Annotated in this window: 18 protein-coding genes and 2 tRNA genes; 9 read left to right on the plus strand and 11 right to left on the minus strand. The window is 66.6% G+C overall.

Annotated elements, in window-relative coordinates:
- Window position 1: 1 nt before the first annotated feature.
- Window positions 2–466 (plus strand): holo-ACP synthase, encoded by a 465-nt coding sequence (locus ACTODO_RS08035; protein WP_003792877.1) that lies wholly within the window; start codon window positions 2–4, stop codon window positions 464–466.
- Here ACTODO_RS08035 and ACTODO_RS08040 read toward each other — a convergent pair.
- Window positions 463–1,251, minus strand: a complete 789-nt coding sequence (locus ACTODO_RS08040) for a single-stranded DNA-binding protein (RefSeq protein WP_003792878.1) — start codon at window positions 1,249–1,251, stop codon at window positions 463–465. The two genes, ACTODO_RS08035 and ACTODO_RS08040, sit on opposite strands and share 4 nt — an antisense overlap.
- Before the next feature lie 244 nt (window positions 1,252–1,495).
- Window positions 1,496–2,143, minus strand: a complete 648-nt coding sequence (orn, locus tag ACTODO_RS08045; RefSeq protein WP_131332793.1) for an oligoribonuclease — start codon at window positions 2,141–2,143, stop codon at window positions 1,496–1,498.
- Window positions 2,144–2,228: 85 nt separating this feature from the next.
- Here orn and ilvA point away from each other — a divergent pair, with 85 nt between their 5' ends.
- Window positions 2,229–3,515 carry a threonine ammonia-lyase IlvA gene (gene ilvA, locus ACTODO_RS08050; protein ID WP_003792881.1) on the plus strand — a complete coding sequence of 429 codons (1,287 nt, stop codon included), beginning with the start codon at window positions 2,229–2,231 and terminating at the stop codon, window positions 3,513–3,515.
- Between the two features lie 173 nt (window positions 3,516–3,688).
- On the opposite strand, the gene ACTODO_RS08055 is transcribed toward ilvA, so the two are convergent.
- From ACTODO_RS08055 to ACTODO_RS08070, 3 genes are all read right to left on the minus strand, one after another.
- Window positions 3,689–4,120 (minus strand): winged helix-turn-helix domain-containing protein, encoded by a 432-nt coding sequence (locus tag ACTODO_RS08055; protein WP_003792882.1) that lies wholly within the window; start codon window positions 4,118–4,120, stop codon window positions 3,689–3,691.
- Window positions 4,121–4,618: 498 nt separating this feature from the next.
- Window positions 4,619–6,940: a 5-methyltetrahydropteroyltriglutamate--homocysteine S-methyltransferase gene (metE, locus tag ACTODO_RS08065; RefSeq protein WP_003792884.1), complete on the minus strand. Its 2,322-nt coding sequence runs from the start codon at window positions 6,938–6,940 to the stop codon at window positions 4,619–4,621.
- A 79-nt stretch (window positions 6,941–7,019) separates the two neighbouring features.
- On the minus strand, window positions 7,020–8,003 hold the full coding sequence (locus ACTODO_RS08070) for a methylenetetrahydrofolate reductase (protein WP_003792885.1): 984 nt from the start codon (window positions 8,001–8,003) through the stop codon (window positions 7,020–7,022).
- A gap of 811 nt (window positions 8,004–8,814) precedes the next feature.
- On the opposite strand from ACTODO_RS08070, the gene ACTODO_RS10640 reads away from it, so the two are divergent.
- Window positions 8,815–9,093 carry a helix-turn-helix domain-containing protein gene (locus tag ACTODO_RS10640; RefSeq protein WP_003792886.1) on the plus strand — a complete coding sequence of 93 codons (279 nt, stop codon included), beginning with the start codon at window positions 8,815–8,817 and terminating at the stop codon, window positions 9,091–9,093.
- Here ACTODO_RS10640 and ACTODO_RS08075 read toward each other — a convergent pair.
- The 3 genes from ACTODO_RS08075 to rpmF form a co-directional block, all read right to left on the minus strand.
- Window positions 9,055–9,127 (minus strand) — tRNA-Arg (locus ACTODO_RS08075). The genes ACTODO_RS10640 and ACTODO_RS08075 overlap by 39 nt on opposite strands.
- Before the next feature lie 35 nt (window positions 9,128–9,162).
- Window positions 9,163–10,434 carry a cation:proton antiporter gene (locus ACTODO_RS08080; protein WP_003792887.1) on the minus strand — a complete coding sequence of 424 codons (1,272 nt, stop codon included), beginning with the start codon at window positions 10,432–10,434 and terminating at the stop codon, window positions 9,163–9,165.
- Between the two features lie 131 nt (window positions 10,435–10,565).
- Complete coding sequence (gene rpmF / locus ACTODO_RS08085; protein WP_003792889.1) at window positions 10,566–10,736, minus strand: 50S ribosomal protein L32; 171 nt, start codon at window positions 10,734–10,736, stop codon at window positions 10,566–10,568.
- A 175-nt stretch (window positions 10,737–10,911) separates the two neighbouring features.
- Here rpmF and ACTODO_RS08090 point away from each other — a divergent pair, with 175 nt between their 5' ends.
- The 4 genes from ACTODO_RS08090 (at window position 10,912) to ACTODO_RS08105 (ending at window position 13,851) form a co-directional block, all read left to right on the plus strand.
- Window positions 10,912–11,568: a YigZ family protein gene (locus tag ACTODO_RS08090; protein ID WP_003792890.1), complete on the plus strand. Its 657-nt coding sequence runs from the start codon at window positions 10,912–10,914 to the stop codon at window positions 11,566–11,568.
- A 36-nt stretch (window positions 11,569–11,604) separates the two neighbouring features.
- Window positions 11,605–12,537 carry a cysteine synthase A gene (cysK, locus tag ACTODO_RS08095; RefSeq protein WP_003792891.1) on the plus strand — a complete coding sequence of 311 codons (933 nt, stop codon included), beginning with the start codon at window positions 11,605–11,607 and terminating at the stop codon, window positions 12,535–12,537.
- Between the two features lie 92 nt (window positions 12,538–12,629).
- The gene (gene epsC / locus ACTODO_RS08100) at window positions 12,630–13,274 is read left to right on the plus strand and encodes a serine O-acetyltransferase EpsC (RefSeq protein ID WP_034512663.1); all 645 of its coding nucleotides are present in this window, start codon (window positions 12,630–12,632) and stop codon (window positions 13,272–13,274) included.
- Between the two features lie 85 nt (window positions 13,275–13,359).
- Window positions 13,360–13,851 (plus strand): GNAT family N-acetyltransferase, encoded by a 492-nt coding sequence (locus ACTODO_RS08105; RefSeq protein WP_003792893.1) that lies wholly within the window; start codon window positions 13,360–13,362, stop codon window positions 13,849–13,851.
- A 58-nt stretch (window positions 13,852–13,909) separates the two neighbouring features.
- Here ACTODO_RS08105 and ACTODO_RS08110 read toward each other — a convergent pair whose 3' ends face one another.
- Complete coding sequence (locus ACTODO_RS08110) at window positions 13,910–14,947, minus strand: Fpg/Nei family DNA glycosylase (RefSeq protein ID WP_003792894.1); 1,038 nt, start codon at window positions 14,945–14,947, stop codon at window positions 13,910–13,912.
- Between the two features lie 6 nt (window positions 14,948–14,953).
- The gene (locus ACTODO_RS08115; RefSeq protein WP_003792896.1) at window positions 14,954–17,884 is read right to left on the minus strand and encodes a leucine--tRNA ligase; all 2,931 of its coding nucleotides are present in this window, start codon (window positions 17,882–17,884) and stop codon (window positions 14,954–14,956) included.
- Window positions 17,885–18,008: 124 nt separating this feature from the next.
- On the opposite strand from ACTODO_RS08115, the gene ACTODO_RS08120 reads away from it, so the two are divergent.
- On the plus strand, window positions 18,009–18,455 hold the full coding sequence (locus tag ACTODO_RS08120) for an HIT family protein (RefSeq protein WP_003792897.1): 447 nt from the start codon (window positions 18,009–18,011) through the stop codon (window positions 18,453–18,455).
- A gap of 123 nt (window positions 18,456–18,578) precedes the next feature.
- Here the strand turns inward: ACTODO_RS08120 and ACTODO_RS08125 are convergent, their stop codons facing one another.
- On the minus strand, window positions 18,579–19,247 hold the full coding sequence (locus ACTODO_RS08125) for a metal-dependent transcriptional regulator (RefSeq protein ID WP_003792898.1): 669 nt from the start codon (window positions 19,245–19,247) through the stop codon (window positions 18,579–18,581).
- A gap of 145 nt (window positions 19,248–19,392) precedes the next feature.
- Between ACTODO_RS08125 and ACTODO_RS08130 the strand changes: the two genes are divergently transcribed.
- A tRNA-Lys gene (locus ACTODO_RS08130) sits at window positions 19,393–19,465 on the plus strand.
- The last annotated feature ends 14 nt before the right edge of the window (window positions 19,466–19,479 follow it).

The following is a 19,479-nucleotide window of genomic DNA, read 5'->3' on the forward strand; positions in this document are numbered from 1 at the left end:
GATGCGCGGACTCGGCGTTGACCTGGTGTCCCTCCCTGAGTTTGCTGCTCAGGTGAGGGAGCCGGGTTCGGCCTTCCTGAATGGCGTCCTGATGCCCAGGGAGGCCCGCCGGGTCCGCGCCCGCGCCGCCGCTACCTCTGGCGCGCACCCCAGTTCCGCCCGCTATGACGAGGCCGTGGCCCGTCACGCGGGCGGCCTGTGGGCCGCAAAGGAGGCCTTTATCAAGGCCTGGTCGTGCGCCCTTTTCGGTTCCCCTCCTCTCATCGGCACCGACGATGTCGACTGGCACGAAATTGAGGTCATCCACGACGAGTGGAACCGTCCCTCTCTCACGCTGCACGGCCGAGTCGCTGCTGCCTGCGAGGAGTCACTCGGAGCGCCTTCCACGTGGAGAGCGCTCGTGTCCATCAGCCACGACGGGGAGTACGCCATCGCGCAGGTCGCGATCGTGGACGCGTCCGGCTAGGCGGCATCGGGCGGCTCGTCCGCGTCGCCATCAAGAGGCTCGAACGCATCGTTTTTCGTCGGATCGGCGTGTCCGCCTTCCAGCGCCGAATAGTCGAAGCATGACAACAAGCTCCTACCCGGGTCCGAGGAATGTTCCTCGGACCTTTCGTGTTCTTCGAGCGCGGGAAGCACAGAGAGTTCTACGCCCACTGCGCCAGTCGGAGCGTGGGGCGTCGGCTCACTCTGAGAGGGGGCCGCCTCATCGGGCAGGATGTCCGTTCCCTGATCCGGCGCTGCTACGTGAGCGTGCACGTCAGTGCCCAGGTCGCCCTGGTGCTCCCCAGCCTGAGCCGTCACCGCCGATCCCGGCCCCTGCCTCGTCGAATAGGGATCCCCCTGCGTCCCGCCCGCAGGCTCATCGGTCGCGTGCGCGCCATTCTTCGTGAACTGGGAGGTGCCGCGGGCCAAGTCGTGGCCGACCGAGGAGGCCCGGTAGACGATCGATGACCGAATCTGCCCATTACCGTCGATCCAACCGTTTGGAACGGGTCGGGCGACTACGACGACGGGATCGCCCTTACGGCAGCTACGGAACACGTTGGAGGCAAGCGTGTCCCAGGTTTCCACCGTGTACCAGTAGGCACCGTCCTCCACGTAGGAGGCGTTGCCCGTGCGCGCGTCGCTCGTGAAGCGCCACTTCGTAATTGCGAGCCGGAAGGTCGTCACGCAGACGTCGCCCTTGACGTGCTTCATCATCGGTTCTGATCCGATACGGCCCCTCAGGGTCGTCGATATGTCCTGCATCGTTGCATCCTTTGTCCGTTCTGGCCGGCGTTGGCCGGATGCATCCAGGAAAGCCCCACATGCCACACCACTTCAAGCGCCACAGCTCACCCTGTGGATGACGCGCGTTCGCCTCGTACCCCTGTGGATAACGAGCATTGCGTACACGCCCCTGTGGACGCCACGCTGCGCCCAGCCAGCACTCCCGAAACAGCGAAGCGGCGACACCCCTCGGGGATGCCGCCGCTTAGCGTCACGAATGAAATCAGGCCTTGGCGGCCTCGGCAGGAGCGGGAATACCCAGGGCGACGACCTCGCGAGCAACCTCACGCGCGCGCTCCGTGGTGACCGGCTCGGCCGGGAAGAGCACACGGCGGTAGTACTCAAGCTCCTGGATGGACTCCAGGATGTCCGCCAGCGCACGGTGACCGCCGTGCTTGTCGGGCGACTCGGCGAAGGCGACGCGGTACCACCGCTTGGCCAGTTCCTTAATGGAGGACACGTCCACCAGGCGGTAGTGCAGGTGGTCGATGACGGAGGGCATGTTCGCCTCAAGGAACATCTTGTCGGTGCCCACCGAGTTGCCCGCCAGGAGTGCCTTGCCCTGCTGGGGCACAAAACGCTTGATGTAGGACAGGACCTGCTCGGTTGCCTCTTCCATGGACACGCCCGACGTCTGCAGGTCATCAAGCAGCCCGGAGGAGGTGTGCATGTTGCGCACGAAGTCGTTCATGTTGTCGAGGGCTTCGGCGGGCGGCGTGATCAGCACGTCCATGCCGGGGTCGACAATCGTGAGGTCGCCGTCGGTCACAACCACGGCCACCTCGATGAGGGCGTCGCGCTGAACGTCCAGGCCGGTCATTTCGCAGTCAATCCAGACCAGGGGGTCTTTCACAGTTTTCACGCCTTCTATGTTAGTGCGCTCTGGGTCATACGGTTGGGTGGGACCTGGGGGCGGTGGCCACTACTACACTAGAAGGGTATTGGAAGGAGTTCCCATGACCGCTAGTTCTCACGTGACCACGCCGAAGGACATCCGTCAGGCAGCCACCGCCCTGGAGGGAGTTGCCGTTCGCACGAACCTGGATCGTTCCGAGCGTCTGTCCACCGAGGCCGGCGTGGATATTCTGCTCAAACGTGAGGACCAGCAGAAGTGCCGCTCCTTCAAGGTGCGCGGTGCCTACGCGCGAATGTCGCTCCTGTCCCCCGCCGAGCGCGAACGCGGCGTCGTGTGCGCGTCGGCCGGTAACCACGCACAGGGCCTGGCATACGCCTGTGCCCACCTGGGCGTGCGGGGCACGATCTACCTTCCCTCGAACACGCCTCGTCAGAAGCGTCGCCGTATCGCGACGATTGGTGGGCAGTGGATTGAGCAGGTCATCGTGGATGGCACGTTCGACCGCGCGAACGCGCTGGCCCAGGAGGCCGCGCGCGCCACGGGCCGCACCTACGTTCATCCCTACGACGATCCGTTCACAATTGCCGGCCAGGGCACGATCGGCGTCGAGCTCGAGGAGCAGATGCCCGAAGACACGGCGGCCATCCTGGTCCCCGTGGGCGGCGGCGGCCTCATCGCGGGTATCGCGACGTGGCTGCGCGCGAACCGGCCGGAGGTGAAGATCATCGGCGTGGAACCCGCGGGCGCGGCGTCGATGCACGTGGCCCTCGAGGCGGGGCAGCCGATGTCCCTGGCGAAGGTTGATCCTTTCGTGGACGGCACGGCGGTGGGCCGCGCGGGTTCGCTCCCATTCCACATTGCCTCGCAGTTCGTTGATTCCGTGCTGGTCGTCCCGGAGGGCGCGGTGTGCACGGAGATGCTGGAGCTCTACCAGTCCGACGGCGTCATCGCCGAACCTGCCGGCGCTCTCGCGTCCACAGCCGCGCACGTGTACCTGACCGATCCGGCTGATCGCAAGGCGCTGCTGGGCCGCTCCGACGGCGCAATCGTGTGCGTCGTGTCGGGTGGTAACAACGACCTGACGCGCTACGCGGAGGTCATGGAACGCTCACTGCGCCACGAGGGCCTGCGTCATTACTTCCTCGTGACCTTCCCGCAGCAGCCGGGCATGCTGCGCGTCTTCCTGTCGGATGTGCTGGGTCCCGCGGACGATATCGTGCATTTCGAGTACACGAAGAAGAACAACCGCGAACTCGGCCCCGCGCTGGTAGGCATCGATCTGTCGAACCCGGATGACATCGACGGGCTTCGACACCGCATGGAAGCCTCCCCCCTGCATGTGGAGGAGCTGCCGTTGGATTCGGAGATCACGCGACTCGTGATCTAAGGGAGTCGATACAAACGCCTGAGAGGGCGCGGTTTCGGGGACGAGGCCGCGGCCTCTCTCCCCTTTTATCGGCCCGTGCGGATGGCTGGGCTGGGAGCCGCCCAGGGTGGCCGCTGGGCCGATGCACGCGGTGGCGCGGCTGGGTGTGGCGGCGGGGTCCGCCTCGAGGGCGCTTAGGCGGCGAGGGTGACGGGGCGAGTGACGCGAACGCGCACGGAGGGGGTGGAGTTGAAGCGGTAGCCTTCGCCGCGAACCGTGGAGATGAGGTCGGGCAGGATGGAGAGCTTCTTGCGCAGGCGGCGGATGTGGGCGTCCACGGTGCGGGAGTCGGAGCCGAGCTCGGAATCGGCCCACACGGAGGCGAAGAGCTCGTCGCGGGTAACGGAGCGGTCGGCGTTGGCGGCGAGGTGGGCCAGGAGGTCGTGTTCCTTGGCGGACAGGCCGGCGTCGCGCCCGTCGAGGGTGACCTGGCCGCGATCGATGTCAATGTCGATGCGGGAGGAGCTCAGTCGCAGACCGGCCAGGACGTCGAGGAATTCCTCGTAGGAGGTGGGGGTGTCGTTGGCAGCGCGGACGGATGCGGCAGGGGTGTTGACGAGGGTCATGGGTGTATCCGATTCTTCGGGGCCGCACTCCCACTATCGGCGTGGGTATATCACTGCGGCGGTGATTGACAGGGGTATCTGGGGCGTCAATCACATACACATTCGCGACATCATGCCACCGCAGGGGCAGCACATGGGGTTCGCGAAGGTCGTCATGGCATTAAGTCTGTCGGACGGATTCCGTCCGAGCAACATGGTGTCCACACAATGAGACTGTGTGACAGCGTATGTTCGTATGACGGACGAGCATTGTTCGCTGCCCACTCCCCCATGCCCATCCATTAAACATTGCAATACCGCCGAATAAGCACCGTGACGGGAGGTCGCCCGCTAACTCCCCCATCGGCCATCACATTCTCTCGCCGTTACATTCGCTGGCACAGATGCCCGCTCCCCCGCACGGATCACCACCGCACACGTCCGCGCGCCCACCCAGACGCAAACGGTGAGGGGCGGGACCCATAGGGCCCACCCCTCACCTATCGCCTAGGAGAACGCTCAGCTCTCCAGGCCGCGCTGGGCACGCACTTGCCGAGTAGCAGAGACAAGGTTGTCCAGCGACGCCTTTGTTTCCACGTAGCCGCGGGTCTTGAGGCCGCAGTCAGGGTTGACCCACAGGCGCGAGACCGGAACGGCGTCGGCGGCCAGGCCAATGAGCTCGGCGAGCTCTTCGGTGCCGGGGACACGGGGGGCGTGGATGTCCCACACGCCGGGGCCGATGCCGTGGTCGAAGCCTGCCTCGGCGAGCTCGGGAACGACCTCCATCTTGGAGCGGGCCGCCTCGATGGACGTCACGTCGGCGTCCAGGCCCTTGATGGCGTCGATGATCTGGCCGAACTCGGAGTAGCACAGGTGCGTGTGAATCTGCGTGTCGGGACGCACCGAGGAGGTGGCCAGACGGAAGGATCCCACGGACCAGTTCAGGTAGTCGGCGTGGCGGTCGGCGTCCAGAGGCAGGAGCTCACGCAGGGCGGGCTCATCGACCTGGATCGCGGCGATGCCGGCGGCCTCGAGGTCGGAGACCTCGTCGCGCAGGGCAAGGCCGATCTGGTCGGCGATCTCACCGAGGGGCAGGTCATTGCGCGGGAAGGACCACGCGATGATGGTGACGGGGCCGGTGAGCATTCCCTTGACGGGCTTGTCGGTGAGCGACTGGGCGTAGCTGGTCCAGCCCACGGTCATGGGCGCGGGGCGCGAGACGTCGCCCCACAGGACGGAGGGACGCGTGCATCGCGAGCCGTAGGATTGCACCCAGCCGTTGCGCGTGGCCGCGAAGCCGTCGAGCAGCTCGGCAAAGTACTGGACCATGTCGTTACGCTCGGCCTCGCCGTGAACGAGCATGTCGAGTCCCAGCTCCTCCTGGAGCGTGATGACCGAGGCGATCTCTTCGCGCATGCGGGCCTCGTAGTCCGCGTCGGACAGTTCGCCGCGTGCGTTGGCGGCGCGAGCCTTGCGGATCTCGGTGGTCTGCGGGAACGAGCCGATGGTCGTCGTGGGCAGCGGGGGCAGGTGCAGGCGCTCGGTCTGGGCGGCCTCGCGCTCGAGGTAGGGCTCGCGGGCGCGGTCGGCGTCGGTCAGGGCGGCGGTGCGGCTACGGACCTCAGGGCGCACGACGCCGGGGGCGGCGGCGCGCTGCTCGAGGACGCGGGTGGCCTCGGCGACCTCGGCATCGATGGCTTCCCAGCCCTCATCCACGCCGCGGGCGAGGGTAACGACCTCGAGCACCTTCTGGTCGGCGAAGGCGAGCCAGGCGTGCAGGTTCTCGTTAAGGGTCGCGTCGTCCCAGGTCTCCAGCGCGGTGTCGTGAGGCACGTGCTGGAGGGAGTTGGAGGTGGCGACGGTGACGTGGGCGGCACCCAGGGCCTGGGCAGCCTTCAGGGTTTCGCGCAGCTGGGCCAGGTCGGCGCGCCAAATGTAGCGGCCGTCGACCGCGCCGACGACGAGGGTGACACCGGACAGGTCGGCGCCCTTGGGCAGCGCGCCGCGCAGCGTGTCGACATGGAGGGCCTCGACACCAGTCTTAGCCAAAGCGCCCACCGCGTGGGAGGCATCGCCGTAGGGCGTGGTGAGCAGGATCTGGGGACGGTTCTGAGAGGCGGCCAGGCGCTCGTAGACGCGGGCGGCCAGCTCGCCCAGCTCGACGCGGGTGCGCGACAGGTTGTCCGAAGTCAGGGCAGGCTCGTCGAGCTGAACCCACGGGGCGCCCGCTGCGTGCAGGGAGGCCAGCGCCTCCTCGTACGCGGCCACGGCCTCGTCGATGCGGGTAAGCGGGTCAAAGTCCGGGGTCGCCGGGTCAGCCTTGGCCAGCGCCAGGTAGGTGACGGGGCCGACCAGAACCGGGCGGGTCACGTAGCCCCACTCACGGGCATCCGTGAAGCGGCGGGTAATCGTGTCGTCGGCGAAACGCAGGGGCGTGTCGGGGCCGATCTCGGGGACGAGGTAGTGGTAGTTCGTATCGAACCACTTCGTCATCTCTTCGGGGCCGACATTGTCGTCACCGCGAGCGAGCGCGAAGTAGAGGTCGAGGCCCTCGCGCCCGGCGAAGCGCGGCGGGATGGCACCCAGGAGGATCGTGGCATCCAGGACCTGGTCATACAGGGAGGGCGCGTCGGCCAGGGAAGCATCGGAGGGGTTCAGGCCAAGCTCGACGAGGCGCGCGAGGTTCTCCTTGCGCAGATCGTTGGCAGCCTGGATCAGCTCGGCCTCGGTGATGCGGCCGGCCCAGTGGGCCTCGAGGGCACGCTTGAGCTCACGGCCACGGCCAATACGCGGATAGGCCAGGATCGTGGCGGTGGGGAACTGCGTGGTCGCAGCGGACATGGTTTTCTCCTTGGGTGTGCTACTCGTTCGGCGTGCGCGGGAAGCCCCGCACCCTGCCGCAGGGTGGATGGTGATGCGCTCAGGCGCGCGTTTCGGGGGACGATACCTGGGACCGCAGCAGGTCAGGCTTCACTCCCATGAGGGCCAGGATGTCCAAGACGGGCTTGGAGCGGTTGAAGGTGTAGAGGTGGACGCCGGGCGCGCCCGCCTCCAGGACGGAATGAATCAGTCGCGAGCCGAAGACTGCGCCGAACTCGTCGCGCGCGTCCTGGTGGGGATAGTCGGCGAGCGTCGTCAGCAGGTATTCGGGGACCTCAATACCGGTGAGGTCTTGGACGCGGCGCAGACGGGCCGGGTCGGTGGCCGGCAGCAGGCCGGGCACGATCGGGATGGTGACGCCGGCGCGGCGGGCACGTTCGACGAAGGAGGCGTAGACCTCGGCGTCCCAGAAGAGCTGCGTAATCGCGAAGGAGGCGCCTGCGGCCTGCTTGACGAGGAGGCGCTCGACTTCCTGAGCAGGCGTGGTTCCGGCTGCGGGGTTGCCCGCAGGGAACGCGGCGACGGCGATGGTCAGAGGCTTGAAGGCGGAGCGCAGCGCCTCACCCGGGTGGGCGTCGCAGCGACGCTTTTCGACAGTGCGGATCAGGTGAATGAGCTCAGTGGCGCTGCCGACGCCGCCCGGGCCGGGCTCCCAACCTTCCTGTCCCACCGGCGGGTCCCCGCGCAGCGCCAGGAAGGTGCGTACACCAGAGTCCAGGTAGTCGTAGACCGTAGAGACGACCTCTTCGGTCGAGTTACCCACGCAGGTCAGGTGCGCGATCGGCTGGATCGGGGTGTCACGCACGAGGCGATGGACCGTCGAGCGGGCGTTAGAGCGATCCTTGCCGCCCGCACCGTAGGTGACGGACATGAAGTCGGGGCGCACGCGCAGAAGCTCATCGACCGTGTTCCAGAAGGGTTCTTCCAGGGAGGGCCTGCGCGGGGGCATGACCTCGAAAGACAGGAGCGTGGGCTCGTGGTCGTGGGTGCAGGGACAGGCGTAGGTGTCGTCTGAGAAGGGCACGGTGTAACTCTCGGGTGGCGGCTGGCTTCCACGTGGGTGCGCATTGTCGCGGGTGGTGTGGTGGTGGAGCGCGAGCCTAAGGAATGGCGGACGTCGGTGTCAGCTGCACATTCGGGCACGAATAGACCCGCACATGCGACGGGTGGTGTTCGTTCGCGCGTTCATGACTCCAGTATGTCCGCCTTCGTGCAGGTGGCGCAGGAGGGGTCCACGTAACGGGAGTTTGTGACAGCGCCCGTCTCATCTCCATGAGTTATTCGTATTGACAGCCCCACAAGACTTCACATCGGCGCATGACGTGGCAGCTTGCGGACCTACGCGCGGCAAGCTGCGTACGGCACCGCAGGCTTGCTCCCCCACACGCACCCCACGTGTCTGACCATGCTCCCCAGCCTCAGTGCCGCGCTGGGTCGTACCCAAGGTTCTGACTGGGCCCCGCGACACACCTCGCCCAGCGCGTTCGCGGATAGGTTATGCACATCGTCACAACCTATCCGTATGCGCGAGCTAGCCCCGCCGAGTGCACCGGCGACAACGCCGATTCACCGCTCCAGCAAAGCGATTCGCAGTCAACGCGCTGAGACAGCGTCGATTGACGCGCTCCGATAGTTACCGCCATCAGTGTTTGAAAGTTGCCCATTGCACGTATGTATAGAGCGGCCTCACGGGCAACAACGTCGAGGAAAGCACTGATAGCGAATGTTGTGATTGATGTTGAGATAGAACGCGAACGAGAGGAATGAGCGAAGCAGATCCAAGCAATCACTAATTGTGCCGCTACTGACTGTCCTAAGGTCGGTCAAGCAACATCATGCCCACCGAGGCAAAGCAGCTCACGACGCGTGATATCGTCGCGGCGAACGTTCGCGCTGAAGCAGCGCGCTTGGGGTACAACCAGGTCCGATTGGGCCAGATGCTGGGAATTACCCAGTTTTCCGTCAACAAACGCTGGACCGGAAAGCGCCCCTGGCAGCTTGAAGAATTGGACAGCCTGGCATCCGCGCTAGGCGTCTCGGTTGCAGACCTGGTAACGCCTACCGGTCGGGAAACGCGCCTCCGACAGGACTCGAACCTGCAACCTCGGGATTAGAAGGCCCTCGCTCTATCCATTGAGCTACGGAGGCGTGGCGCGGTGCGCCGCCTGTAAGACTAGCGGAGGTTAGCGTGCCTTTCCACCAGCGCGGCCCAGCAGGAAGGCGACCAGCGGGAAGAGCAGCACGGACAGTGCGCCGGCGACGACAAGCAGCGAAGCGAGCCACGAGGGCAGAACTCGCGTCGAGACGCCCAGCTCCGTGACGGCGACGATGATAGGCAGGCCCGTCGCGCCGTACAGGCCGATGCGCATCGCGTCCATCCAGTCGACTCGCTCGATCGATCCGTGGAAACGTTCGAGAAGGACGATGGGCACGCCGCGTACCACGAGGATTGCGCCGACGAAGGCGACGAGCAGGAACGGGTAGCCCGCGACGGCGCTGAGCGAGATGTTCATGCCCGAGGTCACGAAGAACAGCGGGATCAGGAAAGAGAAGCCGAGGGTGCGCAGCTCGCCCTCAACCATCGTGAAGTTGCCGGGCGCCAGCGCGCGCACGATGATGCCAGCCGCGAACGCGCCGAGCACCATGTCCAGTTCCATGACCGCGGACAGCGCCATGAGGCCGGTGAGGACGAGCATGACGACGCGCATGAGCGTCTTTTGCGAGGTCTGCGCCCCGTGGAGGATCGTCCGCCCGATCGCGGGATGTTTGAGGATGAAGCGCGTCGGGATGGCAACCGCAAGGACCGTGGCCAACGCGAAGAGCAACAGAACGATCGCCGCGGCCCACGGGCTGCGTGCCGACAGCAGCAGCGACATAGCGATGATGGGTGCGAGCTCGCCGACGGCGCCGTGGACGAGGACGGCCTTGCCGGTCGTCGTCCCCATGACGCCGGCTTCCATGAGGATGGGCAGCAGGGTGCCGAGCGCGGTCGAGGTCAGCGCGATCGCGAGCGCGATGTAGGTGGCGGTGGCGACACCCGTCGTCCCCGACGCGGCGACCGCCACCCAGGAGACGGCCAGGCCGATACCGAAACATGCCAGCCACGTGAGCAGCGAGCGCCTCCCCGCCCGCCCATGCACCTCTTCGACGTCGATTTCAGTGCCCGCGATGAGGAAGAGCATGCCCATGCCGACCTCGCGGAACACGGAGATCGGCTCGGTGAGAGATGCGAGCCCAAGAACGTTCGGCCCGATGATGACGCCGAGGATGAGCAGCCAGACAACGTCGGGCACGCGCTTGCGCGTGAGCGAGGACAGCAGGGGCGCGATGGCCGCAGCGGCGGCAATCAGGAAGAGGGAGACGATGGCTCCCTCGGTGTCACTTGTGCTCGACGCGGCGAAGAGGCCGTGGCCCACTCCCACGCTCGCGGCGGGCAGAGACATCGGCAGGCTCATGTGCGTTCCTTTTCGGGTACTCGTATGAGACGCGCGCCGACCACCGATGGGGCCGGGGGCACGTATTCAGGAATTGCGGGCATGACAAAGGCCCGGGACAACAAGTCCCGGGCCCGTGCGTGGATACGAGGTCAGCCCTCGACGTCCAGGAGGCCGTTCTTGTAGGCCTTGGCCAGGCGGCGGGGCACGCGGATCTCACGGCCGGCAACCTTGACGGTGTTCAGCTCGGTAAGATCAGCCTTCCAGGTAGACCGGCGGGTGCGGGTGTTCGCACGGGACATCTTGCGCTTAGGAACTGCCATGTCTTACCGCTCCTCTTCTTTCTCGACGACTATTCTGATCGGTGCGCCACGCGGGCGCACGGCGACAACCCGACAAGACTACCACGGACCTGCCCCTGAAGCACATCGCGAGAGCCTACGCGCCTGCGATCCTGGTTACAGACTGAGGGCGGCCCCTCTCCCTTAGACTGGGCGCATGTCCGCTCTTCGCACGCTCACCTCCGGCACGCTCCTCACCCACGAGATTGAGATCAAGCGGTCCCGTTTCATCACGACGCTCGCCCGGACGGACACCCCCGAGGAGGCTCGTGAGCTCATCGACGCAGTCAAAGCCGAGCACCCCCAGGCCCGCCATAACTGCTCCGCATACCTGATCGACCCGCCAGACGCCGCACCCTTGCAGCATTCATCGGACGACGGCGAGCCCTCGGGCACGGCCGGAACTCCGATGCTGGAGGCCCTCCGCGCCTCTGACACGTGGAACACCACGGCGGTTGTCACCCGCTACTTCGGCGGAATCCTCCTGGGCGGGGGCGGCCTCGTGCGGGCCTATTCCACCTCCGTGTCCGAGGCTGTCGCCCGCGCCCCCATTGCCTATCTGGTCGGGCGCGACATCCTCAAAACCCAGCTGAACCCCGGGGACGCGGGCCGCATCGAGGCCGAGCTTCGCGCGCGAGGGGCGGCGGTCATCGACACGATCTGGGGCGCGGATGTCACGCTGCGCATTGCCATCGATCCGAGCGACCGCGACTCGATTGACGCGTGCCTGGCCCAGGCCTCGTCCGGTGTTGCAAAGTTTCGCTACGTGGAAACACGGCGAATTGAACTAGACGAAGCTCCGAGCGCGGGATGACAATTCAGGGGTACACCTGCTTAGGAAGGACCCCTCATGGCTCGCATCGCCTCCACCGTCGCTGATCTGATCGGCGGCACCCCTCTCGTCCGCATTAACCACGTTGCCGGCGACGGCGTCGACGTGGTCGCCAAGGTTGAGGCCTTCAACCCCGCCTCCTCCGTGAAGGATCGCATCGCCCGTTCGATCATCGAAGCAGCCGAGGCCTCGGGTGCCCTGGCTCCCGGCGGCACGATCGTCGAGGCCACCTCCGGTAACACGGGTATCGCCCTGTCGATGGTGGGCGCGGCACGCGGCTACAAGGTCGTCATCGTCATGCCCGCCTCGATGTCCGTCGAGCGCCGCGCGATCGTGCGCGCATTCGGCGCCGAGTTGGTCCTCACCGACCCGAAGGGCGGCGTCTCCGCCGCTGTCGCCGAGGCCGAGCGCATCGCCTCCGAGCGTCCCGGCGCGATCATCGCCTCCCAGTTCACCAACCCCGCCAACCCGGCCGCCCACGTGGCGCACACCGGCGAGGAGATCTGGGCCGACACCGACGGCCAGGTTGACGTCTTCGTCGCCGGCGTTGGCACGGGCGGCACCATCTCTGGCGTCGCGAAGGTCCTCAAGGAGAAGAACCCGAACGTGCACATCATCGCCGTTCAGCCCGCCGAGTCTCCCCTGCTGACCGGCGGCACCCCCGGCCCGCACGGCATCCAGGGCCTCATGCCCAACTTCGTGCCCGAGACTTTCGACGCGGACATCGTGGACGAGGTCATCTCCGTCGAGACCGCGCAGGCCCTCGAGTTCGCTCGCCGCGCTGCCGCCGAAGAGGGTCTGCTCGTGGGCATCTCCTCGGGCGCTGCCCTGGCCGGAACGGCCGCCGTTGCCGCCCGCCCCGAGCTGGCCGGCAAGAAGATCGTCACGCTCCTTCCCGACACGGGTGAGCGTTACCTCTCGACTGCCCTGTTCGCGGGCCTCGAGGACTGATCTTTCCAGCTCGACGCGCTAAGGTGGCCCCGGATGGAATGTCCGGGGCCACCTGTGCGTTTCTGTCTCAGTCGACCGTCCAGGAGGAACCCGTGAAGCTGACCGTACGCGCCCTGTCGAAGACCCTGTCGCGCGCCCTGCCCACCAAGGCACTCGGGCTTTTCCGCGAGGATCTCGTGACAGCGCAGCGCCGCGACCCCGCGGCCACCTCCGCCCTGGAGATCGCACTGACCTACCCGGGCGTGCACGCCCTGTGGACGCACCGCGTCTCCCACGCTCTGTGGACTCACGGCGCCCACACCCCCGCGCGCGCCCTTTCCTCCATGGCCCGGGCCGTCACCGGCGTGGACATTCATCCCGAGGCCACCATCGGGCGCCGCGTCTTCATCGATCATGCGACGGGCGTCGTCATCGGCCAGACCGCCGAGGTCGGCAACGATGTCGTCATCTTCCACGGCGTCACCCTCGGCGGCGTCGCCATGACGCCGGGCAAGCGCCACCCCACCGTCGGTGACCACGTCATGATTGGGGCGGGCGCAAAGGTCCTGGGACCCATCACCGTGGGCACGGGTGTCAAGATCGGCGCGAACGCCGTCGTCGTCAAGGACGTGCCCTGCGGCAACGTCGCAATCGGCGTGCCCGCGCGTCTGCTGCCCAAGCCGGAAAAGGACACGCGCGACCGCGATCTCATTGTCGATCCCAACTACTTCTTCGAGGAGCCGGCCCTCTACATCTGAGGGGCGTTCGCCCTCATCAGATACGGTCTGTGAGAATCCGTTCAAGACCCATGACAAAGTGAGCATCCTCACCTATAGTTGGTTTATGGAAGCTCGAACTCTACATGCCCCCCTGGACGCGTTGTCAGCTGCGAATCGGCCTCAGGGTATTGAGATCGCCACGCTCACAACATTCGACATCCCCGCGCTCGCGGCGCTTAGCCTCGAGGCGTACGGCGACGACGTCACGCCCGAGGCGCTCTTGGAAACCTCCGAAGAACTACGCCTGACGTTTGAGGGCGCTTTCGGGGCGACTACGGAAGACTCGTTCATTGGCGCGTGGGACGGGGGAACGCTCGTCGGAGCGATCCTCGTCGTCCGCGAATCCCCCTGGGATGATGCGCCGGACTGCCCCTTCGTGGTGGACCTGATCGTCGCCCCCGACTACCGCAGGCGTGGCATCGCGACAGCCCTCATCTCCGAGGTCGCCACACGCTGCTCACGGTGGGGCTTCGACTCCCTCGCCCTGCGTCTCGACACGCGCCACGGCGGGGCCCGCGAACTCTACTCGGTTCTCGGATTCGAAGAGATCGCCTGACAACGGGCGAGGAGTGCGAGCCTTGCGGCCCGCACTCCCCTGACGGTTCTTCGCGCGCTCAGCGCTGGCAGGACGGACACCAGAACAGGCGTCGGTTCTGCATGAGCGCCTCGCGGATCGGCGTCCCACAGCGCAGGCACGGGCGGTCCGTGCGGTGGTACACGTACCAGCGCGAGGCCTCCTCGTCACCCTCAATCGGCGGATTGGGGGCCTCCTCCGGATCCATCGTGTCCAGGCGACCTGCGGCCAGGCCGCGGTTCATGAGGTCGCAGATCAGGACCCACAGCTCGCGCAGGCGCTTGATGGAGATATTGGCGCCCTTACGGTGCGGCGAGATGCCCGCGAGGAACAGGGCGTCGGCACGGTAGATGTTCCCCACGCCCGCGATAATCGACTGATCCATGACAATCTCACCGATCGCTCGCTTCTTCGAGTGGGCGACCTGAGCGAAACGCTCCATGGCCTCGGCATCGGAGCGGGCCCCGGCGTCCAGGGGATCCGGCCCCAGCTTCGACTCGGCCTTGATGCGCTCCTCATCCGTGATGAGGTCACAGCGGTTCGGACCCACAAGGTCAGCGACGGCATGGTCGTTAAACAGACGCAGGCGCACGGCACCAACCGGCTCCGGCGGCTCCCACTCCCCCGCCTTGGCCTCGCCAAAGCCCTCGCCCCAGCGGGTCTCGGAGTGGCCGTTCCACTCCCCCTTCGGGACGTTGGGGATGCGGTGAGCAACGCCGTGCCCCTCGTCGACGACGGTCTCGTCGCCGTTGAAGCGCCACCAGCCGTACAGGCCCAGGTGGATATGCACCCACCGGTCCGGCCAGGGAGCATCCTCGCCGAGGATCGGCTCCCCACTGCCGGCCGCGGCACCCTCCAGGAGGGCCACCCCGGCCTCGTACGTCTCACCTTCGATGGGCGGGACAAACCCGATGAACATGTGTTTGCCGTGCACGCGCACCCGCTGCATGACCCACCCGTCCAGGAGGGCTGCGGAGGACGCGAAGCGCCCCTGCGGGGACGACGCCGAGACGATACCCCCGACGAAAAGCTCATCGAGGGTACCGGCTAGGCGACGGACTGCATCGCCTTCAGGCATGCGACCTCACTTCTTGACGACGACGTTGACCAGCTTCGGCGCGCGTGCGATCACCTTGAGGGGTTCTGCCCCGCCGAGGGCCTTGACGATCGGTGCCTCGGCCAGGGCGGCCGCAATGAGGTCCTCCTCGGAGATGGAGGGAGCGACCTCGATGCGGGCCTTGACCTTGCCATTGACCTGGATGACGGCCGTGACCGTATCCTCGACCAGCAGCGAGGAATCTTCGACGACCGGGAAAGGCTCGCGGGCCAGGGAGGCCTCGTGGCCCAGGCAGCTCCACAGCTCTTCGCACAGGTGCGGGGCGACCGGGGCGAGCATGAGGATCAGTGGCTCGATGGCGTCGCGCGGGACGGCGTCCAGGCTGGTCAGGTGGTTGTTGAGGACGATGAGCTTGGAGATCGCGGTGTTGATGCGCAGGTTCTCGTACTCTTCGGTGACCTCCGCGATCGTGCGGGCCACGAGGCGACGCGTCTTGTCGTCCGCGGGCTCGTCGGTGATCGTGAGCTCGCCGGTCTCCTCGTCGACCGCGTTACGCCACAGGCGCTGCAGGAAGCGCTGGGAGCCGACGACGGCGCGGGTGTCCCACGGGCGCGACAGGTCGAGGGGGCCCATGCTCATCTCGTACACGCGGAAGACGTCGGCGCCGTAGGCGTCGTACATCTCGTCGGGCGTGACGATGTTCTTCAGGGACTTGCCCATCTTGCCGTACTCGCGGTTGACGGGCACGCCCTTGTAGGTGAAGCCGGTCGTCTCATCGCCTTCAACCTCGTCGGCGGGCACGTACTGGCCACGTTCGTCGGTGTAGGCGTAGGCCTGCACGTACCCCTGGTTGAAGAGCGTGTGGAAGGGCTCGGAGCCCGGCACGTGACCCAGGTCGAAGAGGACCTTCTGCCAGAAACGGGCGTAGAGCAGGTGCAGCACCGCGTGCTCGACGCCGCCGACGTACATGTCGGTGCCGCCGCTGACCTTACCCTCGCGCGGACCCATCCAGTAGGCCAGGTTTTCCTCGCCGGAGAAACGCTCAGAGTTCGTCGGGTCGGTGTAGCGCATCTCGTACCAGCACGAGCCCGCCCACTGGGGCATCGTGTTGGTCTCGCGACGGTAGGTCTTGGGGCCATCGCCCAGGTCGAGCGTGACGTTCACCCAGTCCTCGGCGCGGCCCAGCGGGGCCTCGGGCGAAGAGTCGGCGTCATCCGCGTCGAACGTGCGCGGGCTGTAGTCGCTGACCTCGGGCAGCTCGACGGGGAGCATGTCCTCGGGCAGGGCGTGCGCGACGCCGTCCTCGTCCCACACGATCGGGAAGGGCTCGCCCCAGTAGCGCTGGCGGCTGAACAGCCAGTCGCGCAGGCGGTAGGTGACGGTGCCGTGGCCCAGGCCCTTGGCGACCAGCCACTTGATCATGGCGGCCTTAGCCTCGTCCTTGGCCAGGCCATTCAGGTTGATCTCATCGTTGGCGGAGTCGACGGCCACGCCGTCGCCCGTGTACGCGCCGGCCTCGAGGTCGGGGCCGTAGGGGTCGTCGGCCGGACCAATCGTGCGCACGATGTCGAGGTCGTAGGCGCGAGCGAACGCCCAGTCGCGGTCGTCGTGGGCAGGCACGGCCATAATGGCGCCGGTGCCATATCCCCACAGGACGTAGTCGGCAACGAAGATCGGAACGGGGCGGCCGTTGACCGGATCGATGCCGAACAGGCCCGTGAACACACCTGTTTTGGTGCGTTCTTCGTCAGCGCGTTCGGCCTCGGACTTCGCAGCTGCCTGGGCGCGGTACGCACTAGCGGCCTCCTTCGGGGAGGCAGCGCCTCCCGTCCACGCGTCCTTCGTGCCCTCGGGCCAGGAGGCGGGCAGGGTGAGGGCGGCCTCATCGCCGGGGTCGCCACCGACGGTTCCGCCGAGGATCGGGTGCTCGGGAGCCACGACCATGAAGGTCGCGCCGAACAGCGTGTCGGGGCGCGTCGTGTAGACGTCCAGGGAGTCGAGGGAAGCGCCGGCCTCGCGCGCTCCGGGCACGTCGAAGCGCACGGTCGCACCCTCGGAGCGGCCGATCCAGTTGCGCTGCATCGTGCGCACCTTCTCAGGCCAGTCGATCGTGTCGAGGTCGTCGGACAGGCGCTTGCCGTAGGCGGTAATACGCATCATCCACTGGCGCAGGTTGCGCTTGAAAACCGGGTAGTTGCCGCGCTCGGAGCGTCCGTCGGCGGTGACCTCTTCGTTGGCCAGGACGGTTCCCAGGCCGGGGCACCAGTTGACGGGGGCCTCGGAGACGTAGGCGAGGCGGTAGGAGTCGACAACCTTCGCCTGGGCGACGCGGTCCAGGGAGTTGTAATCGGAGCCGTCCTCAGGGCGAATCTCGCCGGACTCGAGCTTGGCGATCAGCTCACTGATCGGGCGGGCCGCACCCTGGGAGCCGTCGGGGGCCGTCGCCTCGGGGTCGAACCAGGAGTTGAAGACCTGCAGGAAGATCCACTGCGTCCAGTGCACGTACTCGATGTCGGTCGTGGCGAAAGAACGGCGCGAGTCGTGGGACAGTCCCATGCGGCGCAGCTGGCGGCGCATGTTCGCGATGTTCTGGTTCGTGGTGATGGCCGGGTGCTGGCCGGTCTGGACGGCGTACTGCTCGGCGGGCAGGCCGAAGGCGTCGTAGCCCATCGTGTACAGGACGTTGTCGCCCTTCATGCGGCGGTAGCGCGCCAGCGTGTCGGTCGCGATGTAGCCCAGCGGGTGACCCACGTGCAGGCCCTTACCCGAAGGGTAGGGGAACATGTCGAGAATGAAGAAGGGGTTGTGGGAGGCCAGCGGGCCAGCCAGGTCGCCCGTGGGGTTGTCCGCGTAGAACGTGCCCAGCTCCTCCCAGCGGTCCTGCCACTTCGTCTCGATCTGACCTGCGAGCTCAGCGGTGTAGCGCTGGGCCGGGGCACTCTGCGGATTTTCGCTCATCTGTGCGTTCCTCGCTTAACGATGGGTCGCGTAACAATACTCCCCACCAGGGTAGTTCACGCCTGCCCGCCCCGCCGGACGCGCCCACCTACCGAAGTGAGCGCGAATAGGTGACAATAGTCGCATGAGCACTATCTTCGACAACATCATCACGGGTGTCTGGCCCGGCCGCTTCGTGTGGGCCGATGACGTGTGCGTCGCCTTCGCGACGATCGAGCCGACCTCGCCGGGCCACGTCCTGGTGGTTCCGCGCACCGCGTACGACGCGTGGACGGACGCTCCCTCGGACGTCGCCGCCCACCTCATGACTGTGGCTCGCACGATCGGACTGGCGCAGAAGGCCGCGTTCGGCGTGCCGCGCGCCGGCCTGGCGATCGCGGGATTCGAGGTGCCCCACACCCACCTGCACGTCATCCCCCTGCGCGACGAGACCGACATCCTCCTGTCCAAGGCGGCCCCCGCCAGCGACGAGGAACTCGATAGCGCGATCACCGCCCTCCGCGAGGCGCTCCTGTCCGCCGGCCACGGCCGCCACGTGCCCCCGTCAATGGGATCATCGGCCCTCGCCTGAGGACTGCGCTCCCCTCGAGCGCGTCCGCGGACGGGCGTTCCCAGCACGCCCGGCCGACTCGGTCAGGTGGGCTGGATCGTTTCCGGACCTTGTCAATGGGAAGCGGGGGCGTGCCGGTGTGGCTCAGTCCCGGACGACGATGCCCGAGGCCTGGGCGGGGTCAAGGAGGAGCATCTGCCCATCCTCAAGCAGAACGGTCACTCCCCCAGCATCAGACGCGACAACGGCCACACGAGCGCCGGGCACGAGGCCAGCTTCCTTCCACGCGCGCAACGCTTCGGGGTCGCGATCGGGCAGCCGGACGACGATTCCCCCGGCGGTGCCGTCGAGCGCATCGAGGGGACTACCCGAGACATCGTCGCTGGAGCCGTCGGCTCGCGGGATCAGATCACCGTGCGGGTCACGGCTCGGGTAGCCGAGGACTCGGTCAAGACGGTCGAGAAGCCGATCGGAGACCGCATGTTCGAGAATCTCGGCCTCCTCGTGCACCTCATCCCATGAGAAGCCGAGCGCTTCGTGCAGGTAGGTTTCGAGCAGACGGTGGCGGCGCACCATACCCAGGGCGATCGCACGCCCCTGTGGGGTCAGTCGCACGCGACCGTACCGCTCGTGCGTGACGAGGCCCTGGCGGGCCAGGCGTTGAATGTTCTCCGTTGCCGTCGAAGGGACAACGCCCATGTGTTCGGAGACATCCTTGGGCTTGACGCCGTCACGGCCGGCTTCCTCGGCGCTCCACACAAGCTTGAGAATGTCCTCCACGACCGCGGAGTAGTTGCTCGACGCGTCCGACATGGCGTTCCCCTTTCATCTGAGGCCCCATTGTAGGTGCCCTTGTCACTCGCGCCCGCCGAGTGTGCGACATAGGCCACGACACCCCTCATTGACTTGCGCAGGGCGTGGCGCGCCTGTATATTTATCTCTCGGTTGCAAAACCCCCGCGTCATTAGCTCAATTGGCAGAGCAGCTGACTCTTAATCAGCGGGTTGAGGGTTCAAGTCCCCCATGACGCACAGCTTTCCCGGCT

It is taken from the genome of Schaalia dentiphila ATCC 17982, from assembly GCF_000154225.1.
GTDB classification, from domain to species: Bacteria; Actinomycetota; Actinomycetes; order Actinomycetales; family Actinomycetaceae; genus Pauljensenia; species Pauljensenia dentiphila.

What these genes read in the sequence shown, in the direction of transcription:
- ACTODO_RS08035 (WP_003792877.1), top strand. Translation starts at nt 2, where the DNA reads ATGCGCGGACTCGGCGTTGACCTGGTGTCCCTCCCTGAGTTTGCTGCT.
- ACTODO_RS08040 (WP_003792878.1), bottom strand. Translation starts at nt 1,251, where the DNA reads ATGCAGGACATATCGACGACCCTGAGGGGCCGTATCGGATCAGAACCG.
- ilvA (WP_003792881.1), top strand. Translation starts at nt 2,229, where the DNA reads ATGACCGCTAGTTCTCACGTGACCACGCCGAAGGACATCCGTCAGGCA.
- ACTODO_RS08055 (WP_003792882.1), bottom strand. Translation starts at nt 4,120, where the DNA reads ATGACCCTCGTCAACACCCCTGCCGCATCCGTCCGCGCTGCCAACGAC.
- metE (WP_003792884.1), bottom strand. Translation starts at nt 6,940, where the DNA reads ATGTCCGCTGCGACCACGCAGTTCCCCACCGCCACGATCCTGGCCTAT.
- ACTODO_RS10640 (WP_003792886.1), top strand. Translation starts at nt 8,815, where the DNA reads ATGCCCACCGAGGCAAAGCAGCTCACGACGCGTGATATCGTCGCGGCG.
- ACTODO_RS08080 (WP_003792887.1), bottom strand. Translation starts at nt 10,434, where the DNA reads ATGAGCCTGCCGATGTCTCTGCCCGCCGCGAGCGTGGGAGTGGGCCAC.
- rpmF (WP_003792889.1), bottom strand. Translation starts at nt 10,736, where the DNA reads ATGGCAGTTCCTAAGCGCAAGATGTCCCGTGCGAACACCCGCACCCGC.
- ACTODO_RS08090 (WP_003792890.1), top strand. Translation starts at nt 10,912, where the DNA reads ATGTCCGCTCTTCGCACGCTCACCTCCGGCACGCTCCTCACCCACGAG.
- cysK (WP_003792891.1), top strand. Translation starts at nt 11,605, where the DNA reads ATGGCTCGCATCGCCTCCACCGTCGCTGATCTGATCGGCGGCACCCCT.
- ACTODO_RS08105 (WP_003792893.1), top strand. Translation starts at nt 13,360, where the DNA reads ATGGAAGCTCGAACTCTACATGCCCCCCTGGACGCGTTGTCAGCTGCG.
- ACTODO_RS08110 (WP_003792894.1), bottom strand. Translation starts at nt 14,947, where the DNA reads ATGCCTGAAGGCGATGCAGTCCGTCGCCTAGCCGGTACCCTCGATGAG.
- ACTODO_RS08115 (WP_003792896.1), bottom strand. Translation starts at nt 17,884, where the DNA reads ATGAGCGAAAATCCGCAGAGTGCCCCGGCCCAGCGCTACACCGCTGAG.
- ACTODO_RS08120 (WP_003792897.1), top strand. Translation starts at nt 18,009, where the DNA reads ATGAGCACTATCTTCGACAACATCATCACGGGTGTCTGGCCCGGCCGC.
- ACTODO_RS08125 (WP_003792898.1), bottom strand. Translation starts at nt 19,247, where the DNA reads ATGTCGGACGCGTCGAGCAACTACTCCGCGGTCGTGGAGGACATTCTC.